The 26,297-nt window shown below is 40.5% G+C and carries 25 protein-coding genes and 2 pseudogenes; 4 read left to right on the top strand and 23 right to left on the bottom strand.

The window, feature by feature from the left end:
• Positions 1-322: 322 nt before the first annotated feature.
• The 8 genes from spx to RDY04_RS08430 form a co-directional block, all read right to left on the bottom strand.
• A complete protein-coding gene (gene spx / locus RDY04_RS08465; protein WP_303951091.1) occupies positions 323-721 on the bottom strand; it encodes a transcriptional regulator Spx in 399 nt (132 codons plus the stop codon).
• 166 nt (positions 722-887) lie between these two features.
• Positions 888-2,027, bottom strand: a complete 1,140-nt coding sequence (recA, locus tag RDY04_RS08460; RefSeq protein WP_303951089.1) for a recombinase RecA — start codon at positions 2,025-2,027, stop codon at positions 888-890.
• Positions 2,028-2,062: 35 nt separating this feature from the next.
• A complete protein-coding gene (locus RDY04_RS08455) occupies positions 2,063-3,334 on the bottom strand; it encodes a competence/damage-inducible protein A (RefSeq protein WP_303951087.1) in 1,272 nt (423 codons plus the stop codon).
• A 78-nt stretch (positions 3,335-3,412) separates the two neighbouring features.
• Entirely contained in the window at positions 3,413-3,985 is a 573-nt protein-coding gene (locus tag RDY04_RS08450) for a DNA-3-methyladenine glycosylase I (protein ID WP_303951085.1), read from the bottom strand.
• Between the two features lie 8 nt (positions 3,986-3,993).
• Positions 3,994-4,584 (bottom strand): Holliday junction branch migration protein RuvA, encoded by a 591-nt coding sequence (gene ruvA / locus RDY04_RS08445; RefSeq protein ID WP_278628398.1) that lies wholly within the window; start codon positions 4,582-4,584, stop codon positions 3,994-3,996.
• Positions 4,585-4,741: 157 nt separating this feature from the next.
• Entirely contained in the window at positions 4,742-4,963 is a 222-nt protein-coding gene (locus RDY04_RS08440; protein ID WP_303951084.1) for a hypothetical protein, read from the bottom strand.
• A 129-nt stretch (positions 4,964-5,092) separates the two neighbouring features.
• Positions 5,093-7,030 (bottom strand): DNA mismatch repair endonuclease MutL, encoded by a 1,938-nt coding sequence (mutL, locus tag RDY04_RS08435; RefSeq protein WP_303951082.1) that lies wholly within the window; start codon positions 7,028-7,030, stop codon positions 5,093-5,095.
• A 49-nt stretch (positions 7,031-7,079) separates the two neighbouring features.
• Positions 7,080-7,385: a hypothetical protein gene (locus RDY04_RS08430; RefSeq protein ID WP_118189692.1), complete on the bottom strand. Its 306-nt coding sequence runs from the start codon at positions 7,383-7,385 to the stop codon at positions 7,080-7,082.
• A 178-nt stretch (positions 7,386-7,563) separates the two neighbouring features.
• Here RDY04_RS08430 and RDY04_RS08425 point away from each other — a divergent pair, with 178 nt between their 5' ends.
• Positions 7,564-8,001, top strand: coding sequence for a LytTR family DNA-binding domain-containing protein (locus RDY04_RS08425; RefSeq protein ID WP_295495602.1), 438 nt, complete (start codon positions 7,564-7,566; stop codon positions 7,999-8,001).
• Positions 7,998-8,453, top strand: a complete 456-nt coding sequence (locus RDY04_RS08420; RefSeq protein ID WP_295495605.1) for a DUF3021 domain-containing protein — start codon at positions 7,998-8,000, stop codon at positions 8,451-8,453. The genes RDY04_RS08425 and RDY04_RS08420 overlap by 4 nt, the downstream gene beginning before the upstream one ends.
• 33 nt (positions 8,454-8,486) lie before the next feature.
• Here the strand turns inward: RDY04_RS08420 and mutS are convergent, their stop codons facing one another.
• From mutS to argR, 3 genes are read right to left on the bottom strand one after another with little or no spacing between them, the layout of a single operon-like run.
• Positions 8,487-11,018, bottom strand: coding sequence for a DNA mismatch repair protein MutS (gene mutS, locus RDY04_RS08415; protein WP_374110374.1), 2,532 nt, complete (start codon positions 11,016-11,018; stop codon positions 8,487-8,489).
• Positions 11,019-11,037: 19 nt separating this feature from the next.
• Positions 11,038-11,397, bottom strand: coding sequence for a YlbF family regulator (locus RDY04_RS08410; protein WP_303951071.1), 360 nt, complete (start codon positions 11,395-11,397; stop codon positions 11,038-11,040).
• The gene (gene argR / locus RDY04_RS08405) at positions 11,397-11,825 is read right to left on the bottom strand and encodes an arginine repressor (RefSeq protein ID WP_303951101.1); all 429 of its coding nucleotides are present in this window, start codon (positions 11,823-11,825) and stop codon (positions 11,397-11,399) included. Before argR ends, RDY04_RS08410 begins: the two co-directional genes overlap by 1 nt.
• 154 nt (positions 11,826-11,979) lie before the next feature.
• Between argR and argS the strand changes: the two genes are divergently transcribed.
• The gene (gene argS / locus RDY04_RS08400; RefSeq protein ID WP_303951068.1) at positions 11,980-13,671 is read left to right on the top strand and encodes an arginine--tRNA ligase; all 1,692 of its coding nucleotides are present in this window, start codon (positions 11,980-11,982) and stop codon (positions 13,669-13,671) included.
• An 871-nt stretch (positions 13,672-14,542) separates the two neighbouring features.
• Here the strand turns inward: argS and purB are convergent.
• From purB to purD, 10 genes and pseudogenes are all read right to left on the bottom strand, one after another.
• Positions 14,543-15,841, bottom strand: coding sequence for an adenylosuccinate lyase (purB, locus tag RDY04_RS08395; protein WP_303951099.1), 1,299 nt, complete (start codon positions 15,839-15,841; stop codon positions 14,543-14,545).
• A 318-nt stretch (positions 15,842-16,159) separates the two neighbouring features.
• Positions 16,160-17,545, bottom strand: coding sequence for a hypothetical protein (locus RDY04_RS08390; protein ID WP_303951065.1), 1,386 nt, complete (start codon positions 17,543-17,545; stop codon positions 16,160-16,162).
• Between the two features lies 1 nt (position 17,546).
• On the bottom strand, positions 17,547-17,774 hold the full coding sequence (locus RDY04_RS08385) for a phosphoribosylaminoimidazole carboxylase (RefSeq protein ID WP_303951063.1): 228 nt from the start codon (positions 17,772-17,774) through the stop codon (positions 17,547-17,549).
• A gap of 9 nt (positions 17,775-17,783) precedes the next feature.
• Positions 17,784-17,879 (bottom strand): annotated as a pseudogene (locus RDY04_RS08380) (phosphoribosylaminoimidazole carboxylase); the annotation flags it as partial.
• Positions 17,880-17,881: 2 nt separating this feature from the next.
• The gene (locus RDY04_RS08375) at positions 17,882-18,574 is read right to left on the bottom strand and encodes an aspartate/glutamate racemase family protein (protein WP_303951062.1); all 693 of its coding nucleotides are present in this window, start codon (positions 18,572-18,574) and stop codon (positions 17,882-17,884) included.
• Between the two features lie 3 nt (positions 18,575-18,577).
• A pseudogene (locus RDY04_RS09645) lies at positions 18,578-18,658 on the bottom strand (phosphoribosylaminoimidazole carboxylase); the annotation flags it as partial.
• Positions 18,659-18,699: 41 nt separating this feature from the next.
• Positions 18,700-19,449, bottom strand: coding sequence for a hypothetical protein (locus RDY04_RS08370; protein WP_303951059.1), 750 nt, complete (start codon positions 19,447-19,449; stop codon positions 18,700-18,702).
• 9 nt (positions 19,450-19,458) lie between these two features.
• The gene (purK, locus tag RDY04_RS08365; protein WP_303951057.1) at positions 19,459-20,550 is read right to left on the bottom strand and encodes a 5-(carboxyamino)imidazole ribonucleotide synthase; all 1,092 of its coding nucleotides are present in this window, start codon (positions 20,548-20,550) and stop codon (positions 19,459-19,461) included.
• On the bottom strand, positions 20,537-21,025 hold the full coding sequence (purE, locus tag RDY04_RS08360; RefSeq protein ID WP_014633767.1) for a 5-(carboxyamino)imidazole ribonucleotide mutase: 489 nt from the start codon (positions 21,023-21,025) through the stop codon (positions 20,537-20,539). The genes purK and purE overlap by 14 nt, the downstream gene beginning before the upstream one ends.
• A gap of 333 nt (positions 21,026-21,358) precedes the next feature.
• Positions 21,359-22,621, bottom strand: coding sequence for a phosphoribosylamine--glycine ligase (gene purD / locus RDY04_RS08355; RefSeq protein ID WP_303951049.1), 1,263 nt, complete (start codon positions 22,619-22,621; stop codon positions 21,359-21,361).
• Positions 22,622-22,927: 306 nt separating this feature from the next.
• On the opposite strand from purD, the gene RDY04_RS08350 reads away from it, so the two are divergent.
• Complete coding sequence (locus tag RDY04_RS08350) at positions 22,928-23,767, top strand: CHAP domain-containing protein (RefSeq protein ID WP_303951047.1); 840 nt, start codon at positions 22,928-22,930, stop codon at positions 23,765-23,767.
• Between the two features lie 191 nt (positions 23,768-23,958).
• On the opposite strand, the gene purH is transcribed toward RDY04_RS08350, so the two are convergent.
• On the bottom strand, positions 23,959-25,506 hold the full coding sequence (gene purH / locus RDY04_RS08345; protein WP_303951045.1) for a bifunctional phosphoribosylaminoimidazolecarboxamide formyltransferase/IMP cyclohydrolase: 1,548 nt from the start codon (positions 25,504-25,506) through the stop codon (positions 23,959-23,961).
• A gap of 76 nt (positions 25,507-25,582) precedes the next feature.
• Positions 25,583-26,131 (bottom strand): phosphoribosylglycinamide formyltransferase, encoded by a 549-nt coding sequence (purN, locus tag RDY04_RS08340; RefSeq protein ID WP_303951042.1) that lies wholly within the window; start codon positions 26,129-26,131, stop codon positions 25,583-25,585.
• Between the last annotated feature and the right edge of the window lie 166 nt (positions 26,132-26,297).

The following is a 26,297-nucleotide window of genomic DNA, read 5'->3' as shown; positions in this document are numbered from 1 at the left end:
TTCTTATTCAGTTCTCAAAGGTCTTTGCCTCTCTTGAGACAACTTCTATATTCTATCAAAGATAGAATAACTTGTCAACACCTTTTTTAAAGTTTTTTTACTTCTCGGTGTTAGCCGTCCCTTCCGAAACAGCTTATTTATAATATCATCTCTGCTTAAACTTGTCAATAACTTTTTTAAGTTTTTTTCAAACTTTTTGTTACTGGACAATTTCCTTAAGACTTTATTAGTCTATCAAGTTTGCGAACTAATGTCAACACTTATTTTCTATGACAGAGGTTAAAGTAAAAAAGAAGATCGCTAGTATCTCCTTTTTTACTTTTTATAGAGCTGCGCGCATGCGTGCTTGTGAATTTTCGACATTACGGATTGAACGTGGTAAGAAAGCACGAATATCATCTTCTTTATAACCCACTTGTAATCTCTTATCATCAATCAAGATTGGGCTCTTCAAAATTCTAGGATTGTCTTGAATCAGATCAATTACTTCACTGACGCTAAGCTCATCAATATCACAATTTAGAGCTTTAGCATAGCGATTTTTTGATGAAACAATGCTCTCAACACCATTCTCTGTTTTTGATAAGATGTTTAAGATTTCTTCTTTTGTAAGTGGTTCTTTACCAAGGTTTTGTTCTTTATAAGGAAGTTGATGGTTGTTCAACCATGTTTTTGCTTTTTTACAACTTGTACAACTTGAGATTGTATAAATCTTAATCATGTTAATTCTCTCTTTCTGTCACATGATACTATTATCTTATCACTGTCCTTGATTTAAAAAATCGGTCTAGCGACCTATTTTGAATCTTGGGGACTTTTTCAATTATCATAGACCCTTTTTATTTAGATTAAAACAAAGAAAAAAGAGCTCGTTGGCTCTTTTATATTTATTCTTCAATTTCAATGGTTGAATCTAGGTCTAAAACAAGTTCATCTGAGGTTTCTTCAACTTGTGTACCTTCAACAACATCGTCTTCATCTGTCTCAATCAAACCGTAGTGTACGCGTACTTTATGATCGATTTCTTCAAAAATCTCTGGGTGATCTGCTAAATATTTCTTAGCATTTTCAGATCCTTGACCAATTTTCTCCCCATTATATGAGAACCAAGCCCCGGCTTTTTGAATAATACCTAAATCACTTGCAATTTTTACAAGTTCACCAGTTTGTGAAATTCCTTCGCCGTACATAATTTCAACAAAAGCTTCTTTAAATGGTGGAGCAACTTTGTTTTTCACAACCTTAATCTTGGTTTCCTTACCGACATTCTGGTCCTTTTTGTCACCGGTTCCTTTAATTTGTGTATTACCACGTACATCAAGACGTACTGATGCATAGAATTTTAAAGCACGTCCACCTGGGGTAGTCTCTGGGTTACCAAACATGATGCCAACTTTTTCACGCAACTGGTTAATAAAGATAGCAATCGTTTTTGTTTTATTAATAGATGCAGAAAGTTTACGCATGGCTTGACTCATCATACGCGCTTGAAGTCCTACATGACTATCACCAATATCTCCATCAATTTCTGCTCGTGGTACCAAGGCCGCAACTGAGTCAACAACAACCAAATCCACTGCACCAGAGTCAATCAGCTTACCTGCAATTTCCAGGCCTTGCTCACCAGAATCAGGTTGTGACAAAAGAAGCTCATCGATATTAACACCTAGAGCTGCTGCATACGCAGGGTCAAGAGCATGCTCAGCATCGATAAAAGCTGCGATGCCACCTTCTTTTTGAGTCTGAGCAACTGCATGAAGGGCAACGGTTGTTTTACCTGATGATTCTGGCCCGTAAATTTCAATAATACGACCTTTAGGATAACCACCCGCACCAAGAGCAATATCCAAAGCTAGCGAGCCTGAGCTCATAACCTGAACTTTTTGCTCTGCACGCTCACCAAGACGCATAACTGCACCCTTACCAAAATCTTTTTCAATATTTTTTAATGCATCGTCGAGTGCCTTGCGACGCTCATCACCAAACTTCTTTGTGATTTCTTCTGTTTTCTTTGTTTTTTTAGCCACTTAATTTCCTCTTCTTTCTATGATAAATGACAAACTTAAATCAAGTTGTCTTCTTGTAATAAAGCTTGGCGAACTAGGTTAAAGGCATAGAGGGTACTAATATATCTAACATCAGAACGACTTCTTCCACCTATAACAACCTTAATTGACCTTGCTTGATTCCTATCAGCAATACCAATAAATACTGTACCCGCTGGATGTCCTTCTAATGAATCTGGTCCAGCCACTCCAGTAAGCGCAATTCCGTAATCACTATCTGTCTTAGCTCGGGCACCCTCAGCCATTTTTTCTGCTGTAAAATGACTAACAACACCATGTTCTTCTAGTTGCAACAAAGGAATCCCCAACATTTTAGCTTTTTCTTCAATGCTGTAAGTAACAAAGCCACCTTTAAATACTTGTGAGGCTCCTGAAAAATCAGCAATACTAGCCTGGAATAAACCTGCTGTTAGGCTTTCAGCTGCAGTGATAGTCTTACCATGATTCTTAAGCAAACGAAAAGCTTCAAAGGCTAAACTATTAGATTCTCCATATCCATAAATAAAATCAGATAAGGATTTGCCATCTAGAGTTTTAGTTAAACGAATTTGTTTTTCTAAAACATCTAGTTTTTGGTCTGCTTCTTCTTGTGAAGAAGCCTTTGTTGACAACCGAAGTGTTACTTCTCCCACTTTAGCATAGGGCGCAATGGTTGGGTCCGTTTGGTTAACAATGAGATCTTTAAGAATAGTCACCAATTGACTTTCTCCAACACCAAAAAACCTTAGGACTCTAGAATAAAGAGTAGTATGATTCTCTGTAAGAGCTGGAATAAGTTCTTGATTCACCATCGGTTTGAGTTCACTTGGTGGACCAGGTAAAACTACATAGGTCACCCCTTGAGCAGTAATGATGCCTCCAACTGCAAGACCTGTAGGGTTTTGCAAAGGAATAGCCCCCTCAATAATTTGTGCTTGACGTTCATTATTAGGCGTTCGTGTGTGTTTAGGGCGAGTAGCAAAGAAACTATCCAGTTTTTTACTTGCCTCCTCATCAAAAACGAGTTCTTTTTCTAAAAACTTAGCCAGTGTTTGCTTGGTTAAGTCGTCCTCAGTAGGGCCAAGTCCACCACAAAGTATAACTAAATCACTACGTTGACTAGCCTGATCAAGAACTGAAAGTAGGCGGTTTTCATTATCTCCTACTGCTGTGTGAAAATACACGTCAATTCCTACTTCAGCTAGTTTCTCAGATAAAAATTGGGCATTGGTATTGGTGATTTGCCCGGTTAGGATTTCAGTTCCTACTGCAATCAATTCAGCTTTCATTGGTTCACCTATATTACTATTCGTAAAATAATCTCAAAAACATGTTTGTTTATAAACTAACACGTTTTTATCGTCTTGTCAATCAAATCTACTCATTTCCTTGAAATCACAGTTATTTTCATGATCATTCACAAATCCTGCGGCTTGTAAAAATGAATATATAGTAGTCGGTCCTAAAAATTTGAACCCTCTATTTTTTAGATTTTTGGCAATCTGTTGAGATAAATCAGTTGACGATGGGACATCCTTATATGTGGGAACATTATTTATCAAGGGCTTTCCGTCAAAGTAATGCCAAAAATAATGAGACAGAGAGCCAAATTCATCTTGGAGTTTTAGTACTTGTTTGGCATTATTTACGGTTGCTTCTAGCTTAAGTTTGTGCCTAATGATGTCTGGATTTTGAAGCGCATCTTCAAGTTCACTTAGACTAAACCGGGCAACACGCTCAATATCATAGTCATGAAAAACACGATTAAAGGCCTGGCGTTTATTTAAAACAGTTAACCAAGAAAGTCCTGACTGATAACTTTCTAAGCAAAGTAGCTCAAAAAGTTTTTGATCGTCACCAATAGGCTTTCCCCACTCCTTGTCATGGTAATCACAATATAATTTATTGTTTGTTGGAACCCAACGACAACGATTGACCATTGCTTACCTCATTTCATCAACATTTTAAGAGCTGATTTAATGTATTGCTCTGCCGTTTCATTAGTTCCATCGAAGAAGGCCTTGATTTTCTTAAGTTCCGCGGCTTTATAACCAAGAGCAAGCAAGGCTTCCATAGCCTCATCCAACTGATGATTCCCTTCAGGTTGACTTGGTGTCGTCTTGGTCGTTTCTGTTGGTAACTCTGCAAATTTCCCTGCCAAGTCCAGAACCATTTGCTGAGCTGTCTTTTTACCAATCTTTGGAAACTTCATCAAGTACTTGATATCACTATTATCAACGGCAGCCACCAAACCTTGATTATCATCTACAGCAACAATGGCTAGGGCAGTCGTCGGACCTATTCCAGAAACTGAAATAAGCTTAAGGAATACCTCTTTTTCATCTTCAGTATGGAAACCAAAAAGGAGGTGAGCGTCATCTCTAATAACCTGATGAAGATAGACTTGAATAGTCTGATTCATTTGGTCAGAAAAACTATATGGATTCGCTACAGTGACAATATAACCTAAGCCGTTTGCTTCTATAACAATATACTTGGCAGTAATTTTCACTAGAGTTCCCTTGATGTAATCATACATGGCGTGTGATTTCCTTTCTCGTTCGTTTCGTCAATGGTTTGCTTTATCATTTTATACTTGTAAGATAATTGTCTTGAGTGTTTATTTTGTCATCTCAAGTACTGCTGTACTATTGTAACAAAAAATCCACTCGAAAGTGGATTCTGTTTGCTCTATTTTAAGTATGACTACTTGTCTTTAAAGTATCTATAATCATCTTCAGGCCTAATAGAATATATGTTACAACGCCTAAAGTAAAGGCAATGCTAGAAACGTTTACTAGAGTATTCTCCAAACTTGGTTGACCTAACCAGGCCAAAATATAGAAAATCAAGCTAGTCGCTAAAAATGTTAAGCCTACAAGTAAAAAGTGTTTATTAGTTTTTGTTAGGTGTCTCATCACTCTACCTCCTAACTTAAAAATCAGGCAATCATCCTACAATGATATGCTAAAACATTAGAAGACTCCTCATCTTCACCACTATTATAAATCTAACATTCCTATTCGTAAAGCAAGACCAAAAAAGTTTTAATACTTCCCTAGATCACGTAGACTTGTATGATTTTCTTGAATACGACGGAACATTTTTTCCATATCAGACTTGGTGAAGTTGACAAGTACTGGACGTCCGTGAGGACAATTGTAGGGATTTTTACACTGGGCAAGCTGTACTAGTAGGTCACGCGCAGAGTAATCATCAAGAGCATGATTAGCCTTGATTGAACGTTTACAACTCATCATGATGGCTAACTCAGCACGGTAGGTCTTGACGGACACTTCATTCGTCAAAAGAAGCATGTCACACATTTCATAGACCGCTGATTCAATCTCTTCTTCCTTCATCCAGATAGGATGTTCACGAAGAATGAAGGTGTTATTCCCATAAGGCTCTAAATAGATACCAACCTGGTTAAGAAGGAGCATTTTTTCTTGTAAACTAATGTAATCTGAACCTGAAAATTCAAAGAGATAAGGAACCAAAAGCTGTTGTAAACTGCTGTCAACCTCACCAATCTTTTCACGATAGTACTCATACTTGACACGTTCTTGGGCAGCATGCTGGTCAATGATGTAAAGTCCGCCTTGTCCTTGAGCAAAGAGATAGGTTCCATGCATTTGACCAAAAAACTCCAATTCAGGGAAGGTTGATGTTTCCTCATTATCCAAAGTTTCAAGCATACGCTTCATTTTCGACTTGTTTTTATAATCGAGTTTTTCGTGTTCGCTATCACCTTCATCTACTGAACGTTGTGCCTGTTTAACAGAAGGTTGCGGTTTGTTTTCTACCGATAAAACTGGAGACTCTGATACAAGAGGTTTGATATCTTCTTGGACTGTCTCTGGTTTGACAAAGAAATCATTACGACTGCTATCATAGTAAAGATTGGTTTGTTTGAGTGGGAGACTGGTTTGGACTGACTTAGTTGCACCTCTGGTACTAGACTTGGCCAAATTTTCAAGGGCATCAGGAATCAAATCCTGCTCTCTAAGGCTTTGAGCAATGGCAGAGCTGATAAGGGCCATGAGCTCTTTTTCTTTAGAAATACGTACTTCCTGCTTGGTTGGATGAACATTGACATCGGCCAAGTAGGGATCAATTTGAATATCAATAACTGCAATAGGGAAGCGTCCTACCATGAGTTTAGAACCATAACCATCAAAAATAGCACGGTTAAGCAGGAAGTTTTTAATATAACGTCCGTTAATGAGAATCGTGATGTAGTTACGATTCGCACGGGTTAACTCAGGGAGACTAACATATCCAGAAACTTCAAAATCAAGGTCAGAATTTGAAATCTCCACCATTTTTTTAGCCGTTGTCAAACCATAAATACCAGCAATGGCCTGACGGAGGTCTCCAGTACCTGATGTCTGTGTCAACTGACGACCATCATTAAGCAAGGTAAAGGCAACCTCGGGATGAGCTAGACTCAGACGATTGACAACATCAACAATATGGGCCAACTCAGCCTGTAAACTTTTCATATACTTGAGACGAGCTGGGGTATTATAAAATAGGTTTTCAACGGTAATCTTTGTTCCAACTGGTGTTGAAATAGGATCCTGACTCTCAATTTCTCCACCTTTAGCAACCAGTTTAGTCCCATAGGCTTCTCCATCCGCTGCTGTCACAATAGTTAGGTGGCTGATAGAAGCTATTGATGGTAGGGCCTCACCTCGGAAACCAAGGGTTCGAATACGAAAGAGATCTCCTTGATTTTTGATTTTACTCGTTGCATGACGGCGCAAACTCATAGCCACATCAGCTTGAGCCATTCCTTCACCATTGTCTGTGATTTGAATTTTTGAGAGGCCTGATTCTTCAACTTCAATGGTAATCTGGGTGCTGCCTGCATCAATAGCATTTTCCACCAACTCTTTGACAACACTGGCTGGGCGCTCTACGACCTCACCAGCAGCAATCTGGTTGGCTAACACCTCGGGTAATTCGATGATTTTTGGCATAATTATTATTTTCCCTTCTAAAAGGTTGAGAGATCACTGTTTCTAACTGTTACTGATGCTTCCTATAAAGCCATAACTCACACACAACTGTTAGCCAAGATAAGGCTGTGGCTATAACAATCATATCTCCATGACGAAGATTGAACCAAATGAGCCCAGAAAAAATCAAGAGGTAGACAATTTGGAAAATCCATTGGTAGGTTTTGGGTGAGCTTGTCGAATCCATAAACTGCTTTACAAAGAAATAAAGCAAGAGCAAGTTCAGTGTTAGCGCCTTTTCAAAAGGTGTAAAAAAGCTCAAAATCAGACTGCAAGCAAGAAAAATTCCTGCTAGCCATTTCATTATAGATTTCATGTGATTACCTCGTCAGTACGTTTTCATTAAGTATAGGGGTTTTCGAAAATATTTTCAACCACTTAGACACCACATAGGACCACATAGACAAACGCTATTGCTGTGGACCGGTAAATAGTGTTTAATAAAGGTGTGAAAGGGAGGAGGCCTCCTCAATTACCAATAAGAAAGGATAGTTATGAAACTAAAAGTTCAGATTGACTCGGTATTTCAAGAAGAAACGTTGCAGATTCAGGCACCTAGTCGGACGCCCAAGATTCAGCAAGTCGTCGAGTTTGTCGAAAGTTTGGATGATAACCAACGACTCAAAGGAAAAAAGGATGGCGAAACTTATCTCATCGAGCCTAATACTATTTCCAGAATTTATATCGAAAATCGTCAAGTTCTAGCTGAAACTATTCAAGGGGAGTATCACTTAGGCTTACGTCTCTATCAAGTTTTAGAAAAACTGCCATCTTACTTTATCAAAATCTCACAATCAGAAATTGTCAATCTTAAAGAAATCGAACGCTTCAACATTACCCCTAACGGCCTCGTTGAAATTCACCTAAAAAACAAGGAAACCACCTACTCATCACGTCGTTACCTCAAAGCAATAAAGGAGAAATTACAATGAAAAAGCAACTTTTTAAATCAGGCACAAAGGGCATCCTTATTGGACTTGCCGTATCCATGATTATGTCTCTTATCTGGGCACCAAGTTACATGCCTCTAAATCCTCACTCAGCCATTGGACAATGGATGACGTCACATCAGGTTCACGGATCTATAGTATTGGCCTACTGCCTCATCACTTGGTTTGCTATCGGTATCCTCTTTGAAATCGCTAGTTATATTTTCCGTAAGGCTGAGTGGAGTTTGCTTCGTGCAACCCTCACTCACTACGCCTTGACCTGTCTAGGTTTCATTCCACTAGCTACCCTCAGCGGATGGTTCCCTCTACGTTTAACTTTCTACTTGGAGCTAGTCATTGAATTCAGCCTTATCTATCTCCTCGTTTGGGTCTTCTCTTATTGGAAAATGAAAAAGGATATTGAACAACTCAACCAAGAATTGAAACACCTATAAAAGACAAGAAGCCTGTCAATCGACAAGCTTCTTTTATAGTTTCTGTTTTAAATCTGCTACAGCCATCATGACCTGCATCGGTGTCATATTGTAAATGTCCAAATCACGTAACTCTTGAAGAACTGGATTTTCAGTAAAATCATCAAAGAGAGAGATTTGCTCATTGACATGCGTTTCAGTGGCAAGCTGTTCTTGAGGCGATACATTTTCCTGAGGTTGGATAGTAACTGTCTCGCCCTCTAATTGTGTCAAGATGGTGTCAGCACGTTCCAGTAAATCTGCTGGTAAACCTGCAATCTTAGCCACATGAATACCATAAGATTTATCGGCTGGGCCATCAACAATCTTGTGAAGGAAAGTCACCTCTCCGTCCTTTTCAAGAGTAGCAACATGGACGTTGACAAGGTGTGTCAAACTGTTTGATAGGACTGTCAACTCATGATAATGGGTAGCAAACATGGTCTTAGCACCGACCTTGTCATGAATAAACTCAATAATAGACTGGGCCAAAGCCATACCATCATAAGTGGCTGTCCCACGCCCCAACTCATCAAAAATAATCAAGGAATTAGGTGTGGCCCGCTTAATAGCATGATTAGCCTCCATCATCTCAACCATAAAGGTAGACTGACCTGAAATCAGGTCATCTGCAGCACCAATACGTGTATAGATGGCATCAAAAATCGGTAAATCAATGCTATCTGCTGGCACATAAGAGCCCATCTGAGCCATAACAACTGACAAAGCCAACTGACGCATATAGGTGGATTTACCACTCATATTTGGTCCTGTGATGAGTTGAATATTGGTCTGACTGTCAAAGGTAATCGTATTTGGAATATATTCCTGAACGCCCATAACCTTCTCAACCACTGCATGACGACCTTGATAAATAACGATACGATGTTCATCATTGAACACAGGACGAACATAATGATTAGTCTCTGCTGTAACAGCCAAACTCTGAAGCACATCGACTGTCGCAATAGCCTTAGCCAAAGATTGCAGACGGTCAATATAGCGTTCAACCTGCTCACGGACACGCATGAAAATATCATACTCTAGCGTTGATGATTTTTCACGTGCCTCAAGCATTTCACCTTCAATCTTAGCCAACTCAGCAGTTCCAAAGCGCTCTGAATTTTTCAGGGTTGCCTTACGGAAGAAATGGTCAGGAACCAAGCTAAGATTAGAGTTAGTCACATGGAAGTAATAACCATCTTTACGGTTATAATCAATTTTTAGTGTTGTAATACCAGATGCTTCACGTTCCTTGGCTTCGATGTCTGCGATCCATGACGTCCCCTCGCTCATCACCTTGCGATACTTGTCCAAGGTCTCATCAAAACCAGCACGGATAATGCCACCTTCCGTAATGGTTGCAGGAGCATCGGGATCAATAGCCGACCGAATCAGACTCTCTAATTCTGGCAGAGCATCCAATTCTTGTAAAAGACGTGACAAGGCCTCATCATCAAAAGACTCCAAAATTGCCTTAATGACCGGAACCTGAGCTAGGGTATGACCTAGCTGAATCAAATCTTTAGGATTAGCCTTCCCGAAGGAAACACGACTAGCCAAGCGCTCAATATCGTAAACCCCTTTAAGACTCTCAGTCAAGTCACTACGCTCGAAGAAATTGTCCAAGAAAACTTGGATAATATTCTGACGCTCCATGATTGCAGCTTGATTCACTAAAGGACGATCAATCCAAGTTCGCAAGAGACGCATTCCCATAGCTGTCTTGGTTTCATCCAAGAGCCAGAAAAGAGAACCGTGTTTCTTACCCGTTCTAGCATTTTCCAACAAATCCAAACTTGACTTGGTCGCATAAGACATCTGCAAGTAATCCTTAATCTCATAGTGCTGAGCCTTTTGTAAATGGCTGAGCTCACGCATCTGAGTACGGTGCACATACTGGAGAAGTTTACCCGCTACACTGCTTTCCAAGTCTGTCAAGCTGGTGTCAATCAAGTGGACATCATCGTAAACCTCTGTTTCCTTGGAAAGTAGAAGGTTTAGTTGCTTCACCAAAACTTGTTCATCAGCTTCAGGTAAATCATAACCAACCACTACTTCACGTGCCTTAAGATTCTGAATTTCACTACAAACTGAACTAAAATCATCCAACTCTGTCGCAAAAAATTCACCCGTTGACACATCCATATAGGCCAGACCGAATCGACTTCCAGCCTTGTCAACGGCTACCAAGAAATTATTGGCATTATCAGGTTTAGAACTGTCAACCACTGTCCCTGGCGTGATAACCTGAACCACCTCACGCTTAACCACACCAACAGCCTGTTTAGGATCCTCCATCTGCTCAGCAATGGCTACCTTGTAGCCCATCTCAACCAAGACATCAATATAGGCTTGAGCCGAATGATAAGGAACACCTGCCATAGGAATGGGATTATCGGCGTTCTTATTACGACTCGTTAGGCTAATTTCCAATATTTGGGCAGCCTTAACAGCATCCTCGTAAAATAATTCGTAAAAATCCCCCATCCGAAAAAGCAAAAAAGCATCTGGATAATTTTCCTTGATATCCAAATACTGCTGCATTCCTGGAGATATTTTTTCCTTAGCCATGTCTTAACTCCTCGTTAATCCTTTCTTCGATAGACTTGGTCACATATTGGATCAAGTCACTGGCATCCTGCATTTTTTGACGGTAGTCCTGAACAATAGGCAAATTTTCCAACTCATGCTGAATCAAATCTGCCTGCTCACCTGCCTCCTCATAGGCACGTTGTTTCTCGATTTTTTGAAAAAGCACTGCTTCTTGTTGATAAGCCTTCATCTGTCCAGCCAGATGACTGATTTGAGGCACCTGTCCAATGGCCTTCTCAGCCTCTTGAAAAGCAAGAACCACCTCATGGTGTTTGAGGAGGTCGATTAACTCTTCTTTGGCTTTTTGGAGATCCTGATGAGGAGTGTTCATCAGTGAAACTCGCTTTCCAGTTTTTCAGCAACCACAGCATCCTTACAGATTACCAAGAGGGTATCTGCTCCAGCAACAGTTCCTAAAATTTCAGGATTTTCATCACTGTCAATCAGGTTGGCCAAAACATCAGCTTCACCCAACTCTGTGTGAAGGACTAACATAAACTGGGCACGAGAAACTGATTTAACATAGTCCTTAACCGTAGGATCCAAACTTGGAAGCACATGCTCAGACAAACTATAGTAGAGTCTGCCTTCTTCATCACGAAGCTTCAAGAGGCCAATCTCACGCAAGTCACGTGACAAGGTAGCCTGGGTAACCGTGATACCTTCCGCCTCTAGGCGTTGCTTAATTTCCTCTTGTGTCCCAATTTTATCTCTTGAAATCATCTGTTTGATAACAGCTTGACGATCTCTCTTCATTATCTTTCCTCTTTTTATGTATATTCTTTGCATATTATAACAGAATTTTTGTATTTTTTCATGAAATTCTTCCTAATAGATGCTTTCTTGTCCCTACCCTATTAACTAAAATAATGGTAAAATAGGTATGAATGACAAGATTTGAAATGGAGTACCTATGAATACTAAAGAACTCATTGCAGCAGAAATTGCCAAAGTTGTTCCCGAATTGGAACAAGAAAACATTCAAAATCTGCTTGAAACCCCTAAAAATGCTGACATGGGAGACCTCGCCTTTCCTGCCTTCTCATTGGCAAAAGTCTTGCGCAAGGCTCCTCAAATGATTGCAGCAGACATCGCTGAAAAAATCGATGCCTCAAACTTTGAAAAGGTTGAAGCTGTTGGTCCTTACATCAACTTCTTCCTCGATAAATCAAAAATCTCAGCGGACGTTCTTGGCCAAGTCATCGCTCAAGGTAGCCACTACGCTGACCAAAACATCGGTCACGGACGTAACATCGCCTTTGATATGTCTAGTCCTAACATCGCGAAACCTTTCTCTATCGGTCACTTGCGTTCAACGGTTATCGCTGATGCTCTTGCCAACATCGTAGCTAAACAAGGCTACAAACCGGTCCGTATCAACCACTTGGGTGACTGGGGTAAACAGTTTGGTATGCTGATTGTTGCCTATAAGAAATGGGGTAACGAGGAAGCTGTCAAAGCCAACCCTATCAACGAACTCCTTCAACTTTATGTGCGTATCAATGCCGAAGCTGAAGAAAACCCATCTGTAGACGAAGAAGCTCGTGAATGGTTTCGTAAATTGGAAGCTGGTGACGAGGAAGCAACTGCCCTCTGGCAATGGTTCCGTGACGAAAGCTTGGTGGAATTCAACCGTCTTTACGATGAACTCGGTGTTTCTTTTGATAGCTACAACGGTGAAGCCTTCTACAATGATAAGATGGATGAAGTCGTTGACATCTTGACAGAAAAAGGACTTCTCCAAGAATCTCAAGGTGCCCAAGTGGTTAACCTTGAAAAATACGGTATCGAACACCCAGCCCTCATCAAAAAATCAGATGGTGCGACACTCTACATCACACGTGACTTGGCTGCTGCCCTCTACCGTAAACGTACTTACGACTTTGCCAAAGCCATCTATGTGGTTGGTAATGAACAATCTGCTCACTTCAAACAGTTGAAAGCTGTTCTTAAAGAAATGGGCTACGACTGGTCTGACGACATGACTCACGTTGCCTTTGGTCTTGTCACTAAGAACGGTAAGAAATTGTCAACTCGTAAAGGTAACGTTATCTTGCTTGAGCCAACTATCGCCGAAGCTGTTAACCGTGCCCAAGCTCAAATCGAAGCTAAGAATCCAAACTTGCCTGACAAGGAAGCTGTTGCTCATGCTGTCGGTGTCGGAGCTATCAAATTCTACGACCTTAAAACAGATCGTATGAATGGGTACGACTTTGACCTTGATGCCATGGTATCCTTCGAGGGAGAAACTGGACCTTACGTTCAATATGCACACGCTCGTATCAAATCTATCTTGCGCAAGGCTAACTTCACGCCATATTCAGATGCTACATACAGCCTAAACGACGTTGAAAGCTGGGAAATCATCAAACTTATCCAAGACTTCCCACGTATCATCAACCGTGCATCAGACAACTTTGAACCATCTATCGTTGCTAAATTTGCTATCAGCTTGGCTCAAGCCTTTAACAAATACTATGCGCACACACGTATCTTGGACGAAAGCCCAGAACGTGACAGCCGTTTGGCTCTTTGCTATGCAACAGCAACAGTCCTCAAAGAAGCCCTTCGCCTTCTCGGTGTTGAAGCTCCAGACGAAATGTAAGCCATATTCAAAACGCCTAAGGGCGTTTTTTTTATTGCCAAAAAAAAGAACCCAACACATGGTGTTGAGCTCTTTTGGAGATTATGAAAAAGAAAAGTTCGTTGTTCTACAAAAAGTGTAAGCCAACGAGACTTACTGAACTGCGTTCAGTAAAAGTTATTTAGGAGGCTTAAAGTATAACCCGCCTTCCTTAAAGAAACCATAAATCGCAGAAAAAATCCCCTAAGGAATTTTAACAGCAGTCCAAAGACCACTGAAAAGATACGATTGTACAGGCTTCCCAACCTCTTCTTCCTAATCCTCCAAGGTAACCGCTTGTCCAATAGAATCTTTATATAACTATATTACCCTTTTTTTCGAAGGGTTTTCAAGTACTTTCTTAAAATATCCTAATAAAACTCAAAAAGAAGAAGAAAGCCTAGATTTCTAGACTTTCTTCGGGGAGATTAGTTATGAAAAAATTATGTTACCTCTAGCTCACAAAAGCTAGTTCCTTACTAGGATGATTATAATATATCTTAATAAACTTAAAAGTAGCTTAAGAGATTATTATCTTTTGTCACTTTTTAAAATAATAAGAAAAATAAGTAATAATAAGGAACCATTAGGAATATCCATATCTAAAAACCAAGAGGGGGCTTTAATACTTCCAAGATCATTCATGATGCGGATGATATTATAAGCAATGCTTACTATTAAGAGGCTAAGTTCCGGTAAATAATTAAGTCGTCCTTTTAAGATTACTAACTTCTCCTTTCTGATCGTTTTCTTCGATGACCCTATTATAAGGCTGAAAAGGAAACAAAACTAGTGACATAAATGTCACCATCAAAAAAAAGCAGGGCGGACCTACTTTTTTTATGTATATTAATTAGTCACCCAAACCGATGCGTTCGAAGATTTCATCAACACGTTTAGTGTAGTAAACAGGGTTGAAGATTTCGTCGATTTCTTCTTGAGTGAGGCGAGAAGTCACTTCTGGATCTGCTTCAAGAAGAGGTTTGAAGTCTACTTGGTTATCCCATGATTGGGCTGTCTTAGGTTGAACAAGGTCGTAAGCTTGCTCACGTGTCATGCCTTTTTCAATCAAAGTAAGCATTGCACGTTGGCTGAAGATAAGACCAAATGTAGAGTTCATGTTGCGGATCATGTTTTCTGGGAAGACTGTCAAGTTCTTAACGATGTTTCCAAAACGATTGAGCATGTAGTCAATCAAGATGGTTGTATCTGGTGTGATGATACGCTCAGCTGATGAGTGAGAGATATCACGTTCATGCCAGAGTGACACATTCTCATAAGCTGTTACCATGTGACCACGGATGACACGTGCAAGACCTGTCATGTTTTCAGAACCGATTGGGTTACGTTTGTGAGGCATAGCTGAAGAACCTTTTTGACCTTTGGCAAAGAACTCTTCCACTTCACGTTGTTCTGATTTTTGAAGACCACGAATTTCAGTTGCCATACGCTCGATGGAAGTCGCGATGCTAGCAAGAACTGCAAAATACTCAGCATGAAGGTCACGAGGAAGGACCTGTGTAGAAATTTCTTGAGCACGGATACCCAATTTATCGCAGACGTATTTTTCAACGAATGGTGGAATATTGGCAAAGTTACCAACCGCACCAGAAATCTTACCAGCTTCCACACCAGCAGCAGCATGCTCGAAACGCTCGATGTTACGTTTCATTTCGCTGTACCAAGTTGCCAATTTAAGACCAAAAGTTGTAGGCTCAGCGTGCACACCGTGGGTACGACCCATCATGATAGTGAACTTGTGTTCTTTCGCTTTATCAGCGATGATATTGAGGAAGTTTTCAAGGTCCTTGCGGATGATGTCGTTGGCTTGTTTGTAGAGGTAACCATAGGCAGTATCTACCACGTCAGTAGAAGTCAAACCATAGTGAACCCACTTACGCTCTTCACCAAGCGTTTCAGAAACCGCACGTGTGAAGGCAACCACATCGTGACGAGTTTGCTGCTCAATTTCCAAAATACGGTCGATGTCAAAGTCCGCTTTTTCACGAATCAAAGTCACATCTTCCTTAGGGATTTCCCCCAACTCAGCCCATGCTTCGTCAGCCAAGATTTCCACCTCAAGCCAAGCACGGTATTTATTTTCTTCAGTCCAAATGTTCGCCATCTCAGGGCGAGAGTAACGGTTGATCATGTTTAAGATACCAAGGGCGACTATAACGCGACTGAATTTTAGGAAACCATCGATGGACACTTGCGTCCTAGGAGGTTTATCTAAATTCCGAGCTTTCCGCCCGGATTCAGTTCTGCAAACTAGATGTCCCTTTCCTTTCTTTATTTACAATTAAGAATTACGGAGCCCGTATTTAGTTTTGGTGAATACGAGAATCCTTGTTACTTTCTTTATTATATTTTTATAGAAATTCAAATATTTATATTATGCACTTTGAATTTTATTTATACAACAATCAAAACATTTTTAGTATATGTATAAACTTATTTGAATTTCGGTTTAATATGGATTATTAAAGATTTTTTCCAATGTTTCATTCTTTTCAGCTACTTCATCTAATTCTCTCTTCGTTGTATATCGAATATTCTGCGGTGGATATGTATCGCCTAGGCGAATTAATTGGTCATATTTTTCTGGTTCCCCATCAAAAACTACTTTCCAGTATCCTAAATAATTATCCGATGGAACAATTTCTTTTATCTTAGCGATATATTGTATTCCACTTCGTGGCGCGACTTCGTAGCCTGCAATATATTTAATTTTATTTCTTCGAGCTTTGCCAATTCGTATATCATACCATTCATGATCACAAAGGAACACTTGCTGAAAGCCTTCTTCTTGAGCTGGTACAATAATAGTCAAATCGTCATCTGTTGTCTCTTCTACGACTGTCTCTTCAATTGAAGAATTATCTAAAATATCTAGCACTTCCTTTTCTTCTTCTTTAGAATATTTAGAGATTGCCCTATTTTCAAATTCCTCAATCGCTTTATCAATCTGTAAGACCACTTTTTCGACATCTTTCCTTAAAGGTATATAACTTTCTTTACGAAAAACAGTATTATGTGCAATGTCATTTCTAGGGGCTTCAAGTTGCTTAAGTACGGTATTCAAACTATTGAATAGCTTCTCACTGTCTTTCAAACTACTAGCAATATATCTATCCCATATAGATCGAGGAGCTGTTTTCTTAATTTCTTCAAATGCTATTCGTAACTCTTTGATTTTTGTAGTAAATGACTCAGAAAACTCTTCCTGCATAAGATTGTCAAAATATTTAAGATTACTATTGAAATTATCTTTTCGATCATCTTTTTTATCATCAAAAATTGTAAACAACATTGTTGTCAAATCACTAAAATATTTACCATCTAATGGCTTATATTTTTTATTGTTTGATTTTCCTGTATCTCTAATTGATAAATTCTTTGTTAACGGATGCTCCCACGCCTGAGTCTCTGATTTTAAAAACATTACTTCTGAAATTAACGCTCGTGTCTTATTTTCAATAATATGAATTAACTCATAAGCTTCTTTACTATAATACTGAGATATAGCGTCTTCCAGTATAAATATTTTTAAATCAGAATAAGATTCTATGAAATTACTAATTTCACTATCTAAAAATTCAAATTGTTCAATATTGCTTTCATCATCCAAGTGGAAAACTAAGATAAAGAAACTCTTATCTCTAGTTTGGTTTTCAAATTTAATTGATTTCAAATTATATTTAAACTTTTTTGATTCAGCGGAAATGAATTCTGATCCACAATCTAACTCTGTAGATTTATTGATTGAAGATATAAGTTCTTCTGGTTCAGCATGAAGTATTTTATTTGATTTATTTTTTTCAGATATAATTAAATACCGTGAGACTCTTGTCATATTATTCAAACTCCTCTTTCCCAATCCACACAGATGGGTAATGATTTAGTGTATTCAAATCCGTATCTAACGGGATATCATAGATAGCTAAATAGTTTTCAGAATATTGAGCAACCAACTCTTCATACTTAGCTCTCACTTTTTCATGATCGCTACTAGCATACAAGACTTCGACGACTGCTCCAGTCTTATCCTTTTCAACAAATGCGTTAACGATGATTTGAATCATAGTCTTCTCCTAAAAATCAATCCCTTCCCCTAATTCAACCACACTATTTAGCGCATCACTAAACAAAGTTATATTCCCTCCCCTACGGTTGTGCTTGTCTTCTATAATCATTTATTTACCGCCCACTCCGCTGCTTTTTCTGCATGAATCACTGTTGTGTCATAGAGAGGTAGGTCAGTATCGGATTGCTTGACGAGGAGACCAATCTCGGTACACCCCAAGATAACAGCTTCAGCTCCTGCTTTTTTCAAATCATCTACAACGGCAAGATAAGTCTGTTTTGAGCTTTCTTTGATGTCCCCTAGGCAGAGTTCGTCATAAATGATTCGATTGACCTCTGTAATACCAACTTGGTCTGGAATCAGCACTTCTAACCCAGACTCTATTAATTTCTCCTTGTAAAAATCTTGAGTCATGGTGTACTTGGTTCCTAGGAGACCGACTTTTTGAATACCGTCCGCCAACAAGGCCTGCGCAGTTGCTTGCGCAATATGTAAGATTGGAATCGTAATCTGCTCCTGTATCTGCGAAGCAACCTTGTGCATAGTGTTGGTACAAATAACGATGAAATCTGCACCAGCTTGCTCCAAGCGCTGAGCAATATCTGCCAAAAGTTGACCGCTTTTCTCCCAGTCTCCGACTGCTTGATAATGCTCAATCTCTGCAAAATCAACACTATAAAGTAGAATCTTAGCTGAATGCAAGCCACCCAGCTCTTTTTTGATGGTTGCGTTGATGATTTGGTAGTAAGATGTGGTACTTTCCCAACTCATACCACCAATCAGACCGATAGTTTTCATAGACTAATCAAATTCCTCCTTGCTTATAGCTACCGACGGATAGTGCGGCAAGCTACTTAGATCCGTATCCAATGGCGAATTAAATCTAAATAACTTAAAAATTATTGATATAAGTGTTATACAGCTTAATTATTTAAATATTTAATAATCATTTCTGTTACAATTCTCACAGGATTTTGCTCAATATTATAAAATGCGTATCCCAGTAAGATGAATAATGATATACAATAAAAAGCTACAAAACTTTTAGATGATATTTTTAGATTTTCCTTTTTCTGCAATACAGATGTTCCTTCATAAAGTAGAACAAATAAAGTCATTATCAAAATTGAAAAAATTGAAATATTTCTGATTCTATCAATTTTAAAATTTGTAAACAACTTTAAAAACTCTGGTATAGGAGCTGAAATTGATTCAATGGTTGATTGTAAACCAGAAAACTTACTAAAATCAATTTTTGTATTTGTTTCCCAAAATTCTTTTACATTAGTTGGTAAAAAATTTAAAAGATAAAAAACTACAATACTTACTACTGGAGGAATCAGTTCAAATTTATAGTCAATTCCTAACCTCCAATATCTTAAAATTTTTATCAATGAAATTACCATAATTATAAAAATCATTAACTTTCCTGCCAATGAATAAAAAAGGTAGACCCCAAAAAATATCAAAAAACATAAAACCATAAGACCATAATCGCTATGATTTGTTGAATTAGAATTATTACTTTCTTTGTTGATATTCTGAGTAAAATAATACTTGTCACCAATATCAATATTTACCGATGGAGTAGATGGTTTGAAAAGAAAAACAACACCAATAAATGACATGATTAATTCTAGAATTGGCACAACATATTGAACAAAAGTTTCCAAAACTACCTCCTAAAAATCAATTCCTTTCCCAAACTCAACCACACTATCTGGTTCATCACTAAACAAAGTCACATGACCCATTTTGCGGTTGTGCTTCGCTTCTAGTTTACCATACATGTGGAGGTGGGCGCTTGGATTTTCTGTGACATAACGCTCAGCTGCTTCGACGTGTTGCCCGAGGACATTGAGCATGACAGCTGGCGCATGAAGGTGGATTGCTGGGAGTGGTGCTCCGAGAACGCCCAAGATATGCGTGTCAAACTGTGAAAAGTCGCAAGCTTCGATTGAGTAGTGGCCTGAATTGTGTGGGCGTGGGGCAATTTCGTTGACGATGATGTCATCAGCTGTCGCAAACATTTCCACACAGAGGGTACCAGAGAGGTTAAGTTGCTCAGCAATCTTCACAGCCATAGTTTTAGCTTTCTCAGCTAGACTATCAGAAATGCGAGCGGGCACGATGGTTTTAGAGAGGATGTTGTTGCGGTGGATATTTTCCTGAACTGGGAAAACCGTCACATCCTTGCCATTACCAGACACGATGACTGAAATTTCAAGGTCGAAGTTGACGAACTCTTCCAAGACACACTCAGCTGAGTTAGCAAGGGCATTTGCCTCTTCCAAATCGTCAGCTGACATGATGACTTTTTGACCGTGGCCATCGTAACCGCCTGTCGCAGTCTTGAGGACGTATTTTTTAGAAAGGTCAATATCTTCCAAATCAAGGCTTGATGTCACGACCTTGTAAGGGGCAACGGTTACTTTAGCCTTGTTTGAGAGGAAGTCTTTCTCAAAGATACGGTTTTGTGAAATGCGAAGCAGGTCTGTTCCTTGTGGAAGTTGACTGTCTTTGATAACAGCGTCAAGGCCGTCAGCGTCGACATTTTCAAATTCATAAGTGAGAACATCACAGCGATCCGCCAACTGGCGAAGGGCGTCCACATCGTCATAAGGTGCCACGATAACCTCAGACACACGAGAAGATGGACAATCTGCTGCTGGATCAAGGGTAATAACCTTGTGGCCCATGTAGATAGCTGAGATAGCCATCATCTGACCGAGTTGGCCACCACCAATGATACCAATGGTTTTAGTTGAGCTCATTTGTAGACTCCTCTGCGATTTTTCCTTGTTCTTCAGCAAAGTTAGCAAGTGCATCCGCAATGGCCTTGTCTTCTACTGAGAGGAGACGGAGGGCAAAGAGGGCAGCGTTAGTCGCACCAGCTTCACCGATAGCCATGGTTGCGACAGGTACACCACCTGGCATCTGAACGATGGAATAAAGCGAATCCACACCGCTAAGGGCACGTGATTTGACTGGCACACCAATGACTGGAAGTGTAGTTTTAGCAGCGACCATCCCTGGCAAGTGAGCAGCGCCACCAGCACCAGCGATGATGACTTTAATGCCTCGGCTACGTGCTTCTTCCGCATGTTTGAACATGAGGTCTGGTGTACGGTGTGCGGAAACAACTTTCTTTTCGTAAGCAACACCGAAGTTGTCGAGGACTTCAGCGGCTTTTTGCATGGTTGCCCAGTCGGATTTTGAGCCCATGATAATGGAAATTACTGGTTTCATTTTTTCTCCTTTTTTGATAATCGTCTAATGTAGTGCGGACGTAAGCGACCGCCTGTAGCGTTCCATTACTAAAACTGGAGCCTGAGTCTCCAGTTTTCCGCTCCTAGTAGCTCTGCTACTAGGAGTTCCACTACTGCGACGATTATCCTATACTAGCTCGCTAACGCTCGCAAATCAAACGACCATTATCGGATTTGCGACTTCGTCGCCTAATATAGCACTGATATTCGAAAACTCGAAGAAATTCACAGAGTGACAAGGCAAAGCGACGAAGATAGAACGAAAGTTCATCAAGGAGCTTTAACACAGTCAATCGAAGATTTTCAAAGAGTTTTATTTGTTAGCCTTGCTACCTATATCCGTACGATAGAAGAGGCCTTCTGTGTTTTGTTTGTTGAGTTCGTTGTAGATAATGTTTTGGACATCTTTGACGGTATCTGCTGTTGTGACAAGCATGTAGACACGTCCGCCGTTTGAGAGGAGGTCTTGGACATTTTCAGCGAATTTAGCACCGGCATAGTAAGTGATAATATCGCCCTCTGTCTTGGCTGGAAGTTTAACACCCTTCTCATAAGCATGTGGGTAGCCGTTTGAGGCTACAACCACGCCTAGTGTCACACCCTTGTCCGTCCAAGTGATGGCTGGCTCTTTGCCATCCAAAATATCGGTGATATTTTGTGCAAAGTCAGATGTCAAACGAGGCAAGATGATTTGCGTTTCAGGGTCACCAAAACGTGAGTTGAACTCGATGACTTTTGGTCCGTCAGCTGTCAAGATAAGACCAGCGTAAAGGACACCAGTGTAAGGACGACCTTCTTTAATCATGCCTTCGAGAACTGGCTTGACAATAGTGTCAACCGTCATGTCAACCACGCTCTGTGGTAAGTGTGGAACTGGCGCATAGGCACCCATACCACCCGTGTTAGGGCCCTTGTCGCCATCATAAGCACGTTTGTGGTCCTGAGCCGTTGGCATGATGTAGAACTTTTCCCCATTGACAAAGGCAAAGAGAGAAAACTCTTCCCCGTCAAGGAATTCCTCGATGACCACACGCGCACCTGAATCACCGAATTTATTGTCCAAGAGCATCTCATGAGCAGCTTCGACAGCTTGCTCAACCGTTTCAGCTACGATAACACCCTTTCCAAGCGCCAAACCATCTGCCTTAACGACGATTGGAGCGCCTTTTTCTTCGATATAGGCCTTGGCTTCCTCAAAATCTGAAAATGTTCCATAGGCTGCTGTCGGAACGTCGTATTTGACCATGATTTCCTTAGCAAAATCCTTAGACCACTCAAGCTCAGCCGCAGCCTTAGTCGGACCAAAAGCCTTAAGACCAGCTACATTGAAATCATCCACGATACCAGCCGCAAGAGCATCATCTGGACCGATAAATGTCCAAGCAATATCGTTCGCTTTTGCAAAGTCAATCAGCTTAGAATGTTCGGAAATTCCGATATTGATTAAATCAAGACCGTCCAATGTCATCCCGTCATTACCAGGAGCCACGAAAACTTGCTCAACGTCCTTAGACTCCATTAATCTCTTGGCAATCGCATGTTCACGACCACCAGAACCAACAACCAAAAGTTTCATTTGAAAGATACCTCAATATCAAATAAGACTAGGGGCAAATGCCCGTTAACGACAATCATTCGGAAAAATTAGCTATTTTCACGAATTATATACAACCATTATAACATATTTGTTCGGAGATATGGGTGTGTATCCAAATTTGGACATAAAAAAGGCGGCCACTTGGACCGCCTCTTGGGAGATTATGAAAATGAAAAAAGTTATTTAGGATTGATGATAGTATATCCTGAGTAGCTTAAGGGAGGCTTAAACGCAAAAATATCTTCATTTTCCTGAAAAACTGCGAATAGGTAGGTGGAGGTTAAAATGAAGAAAAAATTACTAAATTGTCTCTTACCGCTAGCTTGTCTAGTGACTATTTCGGTTTCGTATGGAAGTTCTGCTCAGGCGGCTGTCCTCGGAGATGACTACCCTTCCTCTTGGAAATATGGGGGCTTCGGTGTCGATCCATGGACCATGTACTGGCGGCAGTGTACGTCTTTTGCAGCCTATCGCCTCAGCAACACCAATGGTTTCACCTTGCCTGTAGGTTATGGGAATGCCATCACTTGGGGACCAATTGCACGAGCGAATGGACATCGTGTAGACATGAATCCTGCTGTTGGAAGTATCGCTTGGTTTTCAGACGGTGTTAATGGAGCTGGATACATGGGACATGTTGCTTGGGTAGCCGAGGTGAATGGTAATCAGGTGACTATTGAAGAATACAACTATAATGCTGGTCAAGGTCCTGAGAAATACCATAAACGCAGTTTCCATAAGAGTCAGGTGTCTGGTTATATCCACTTTAAAGACCTCGAACCAGGAGCTCAAAATGGAAATTCTACTAACTCTTCTATCAAAGTTGGTGATACAGTGCGCTTCTCAGGAACTTTCCGTGTCACGTCTGTATCAGGAAATACCATCACCAGCCAAGATTTAGCTGGAGGCACACCAACCAAATACAATATCGTTGATCCTGGACCCGTTCTTGAAGTTGATGGACAAGGCAATCCAACATCAGACCAGTACCTCAATCCTGGTGAGACCTTTACTATTCCAGGTAACTTCAAAGTACTATCCATTGACCCACCTAGCGATGGCGTCCTCGTTCAAATCGGAAATCGCAAGACTTGGGTAACCCAATCTGTCCTTGAAAAGGTTTAAATCTATTGAACAATCGTGAGAACGGTTGTTTTTTTGATGCACTGAAATAAAAAAGCCCAGCCAGTGCTGAGCTCTTAGGAGATTTATGAAAAAGAAAAGTTTTTTAGGATGGTATTAGTATAGCTTAGGTAACTTAAAGGAAACTTAAGGGATCTAAAAAACATCCAAATTCTTGGATGCTTTGTAAATTCTTAATGACGGAAGTGACGAACGCCTGTAAAGATCATTGTCAAACCATGTTTATCAGCCACTTCGATTGACTCTTGGTCACGTACTGATCCACCCGGTTGGATGATAGCTTTAATACCTGCTTTGGCGATTTCTTCTACGTTATCTGCAAATGGGAAGAAGGCATCTGAAGCAAGAACAGCACCATCAAGACGGTCTTTAGCTTGGTCGATGGCAATACGAACGGAGCCCACACGGTTGGTTTGACCTGGGCCAACGCCAAGTGTCATGTGGTCATTGGTCACGATGATACCGTTTGATTTGACGTACTTGATAGCCTTCCAAGCAAACTCAAGGGCTGTCGCTTCTGTCTCAGTTGGCTGGCGTTTAGTCACCACTTGCCAGTCAGCTGGGCTTTCTTTGACCACGTCTTGGTTTTGAACGAGAAGGCCACCAACAACACCAGTGTATTCTGCTTCCACTTCGCTAGCGTCTTGAGCGTCAAATGGCAACTCAAGGATACGCAAGTTTTTCTTCTTGGTTGTCAAGATTTCAAGCGCTTCGTCTGTGTAGCTTGGTGCAATGATAATTTCAAGGAAGACACCGTGCATTTTCTTAGCTGTCGCAGCGTCAACTTCACGGTTGAGGACTACAATACCACCAAAAATTGATACTGGGTCAGCTTCATAAGCATAGTCCCAAGCTGTTTCGATGTCGTCAGCTTGACCGATACCACACGGGTTCATATGTTTGAGAGCCACGACTGTTGGACGGTCTTTGAAATCACGGATGATACGGATAGTGGCATCAGCGTCACGGATATTGTTGAATGACAATTCTTTACCGTTAAGCTGTTTAGCTGAGGCAATTGAGTAAGCTGTTGGCAAACCTTTTTGGTAGAAGTCTGCGTCTTGTTGCGGGTTTTCACCGTAACGCATTGGTTGCTTAAGGTCATAAGTCAAAGTGAGTTTTTCAGGTTTTGTTTCACCCACTTGAGCTGTGAAGTATTCTGCAATCAAAGCGTCATATGAAGCTGTGTGACGGTATACTTTCGCTGCCAAACGTTGGCGAGTTTCGTAGCTTGTTTCGCCGTTTGCTGCCAATTCGTCAAGAACAACAGCATAATCAGCAGGATCTACTACAACTGTCACGCTAGCGTGGTTTTTAGCTGCTGAACGAAGCATTGATGGACCACCAATATCGATGTTTTCAACTGCGTCAGCGTAAGTTACGTCTGGTTTGAGGATGGTTTCCTTGAATGGGTAAAGGTTTACCACAACAAGGTCAATCAATTCGATATTATTGTCCTTAGCCGCTTGAAGGTGGCTATCGAGGTCACGACGAGCGAGGAGACCACCGTGGATATTTGGGTGGAGAGTTTTCACACGACCGTCCATCATTTCTGGGAAACCAGTCACATCATCGATGGCGATAGTGTCTACCCCAGCATTGTCAAGGGCAACTTTGGTACCACCTGTTGAGATGATATCCCAACCGAGTTTTTTGAGTTCTTGGGCAAATTCAACAATGCCCGCTTTGTCTGAGACTGAGATAAGTGCTCGTTTAGTCATTTTCTTTCTTTTCCTTTTTTTAAAAAAGTTCTTTATCTGCTACAGTCGAAAATTTTCTTTCAGCTCTAGGGCTTTCTTATTTTCGTGCAACTCCCAAACTATCCAACACTTCTGGATAGAGCTTGTACTCTGTTTCGTGGATGCGAGTTTCGAAAATATCAAGGGTATCACCTTCAAGGCGTGGCACACGGACTTGTTTGATGACTTTACCAGTGTCCACACCAGAATCCACCCAGTGAATGGTCACACCAGACTGGTCAACGCCTGCATTCCAAGCATCCTCAATACCATGAGCACCTGGAAATTCAGGGAGATAAGCCGGGTGAATATTAATGATACGACCCTCATAAGCTGCTAGCAAGGTTGGGCCAACGATTTTCATATAACCGGACAAACAAACCAAATCAATCTGGTGCTCTTCCAAGAGTTTGACGATAGCTTCTTCATAAGCCGCTTTATTGTCAAATTCTTTGAGTTCAAAGGCATGTCTAGCTACACCAATGTCTTTGGCACGTTCTAAGACATAGGCATCACGGTGATCTGAAAAAACAAATTCTACTGGAAACTGTTCTGCGATCACCTGAAAGTTTGAGCCGTTGCCAGAGGCAAATACAGCAATCTTCATATTCGATACAAAGGGACGTTTCGGCTAGCCGAACAGTTTCGTAGAAAAATAGGAAATCATTGCTGGGTGCTTGCACACAAAATGATTTCTCTTTTTTCCTAGAAAATGAGTCCCGTGTTCAGTTAGGCTTCCTAACTAAACACTCCTTTCTACAATTTCTATGTAC

The sequence above is a fragment of the uncultured Streptococcus sp. genome (genome assembly GCF_902463925.1).
Taxonomy (GTDB): domain Bacteria; phylum Bacillota; class Bacilli; order Lactobacillales; family Streptococcaceae; genus Streptococcus.
The sequence above is the reverse complement of the archived record's forward strand: the minus strand, read 5'-3'. Positions and strand labels throughout refer to the sequence as shown.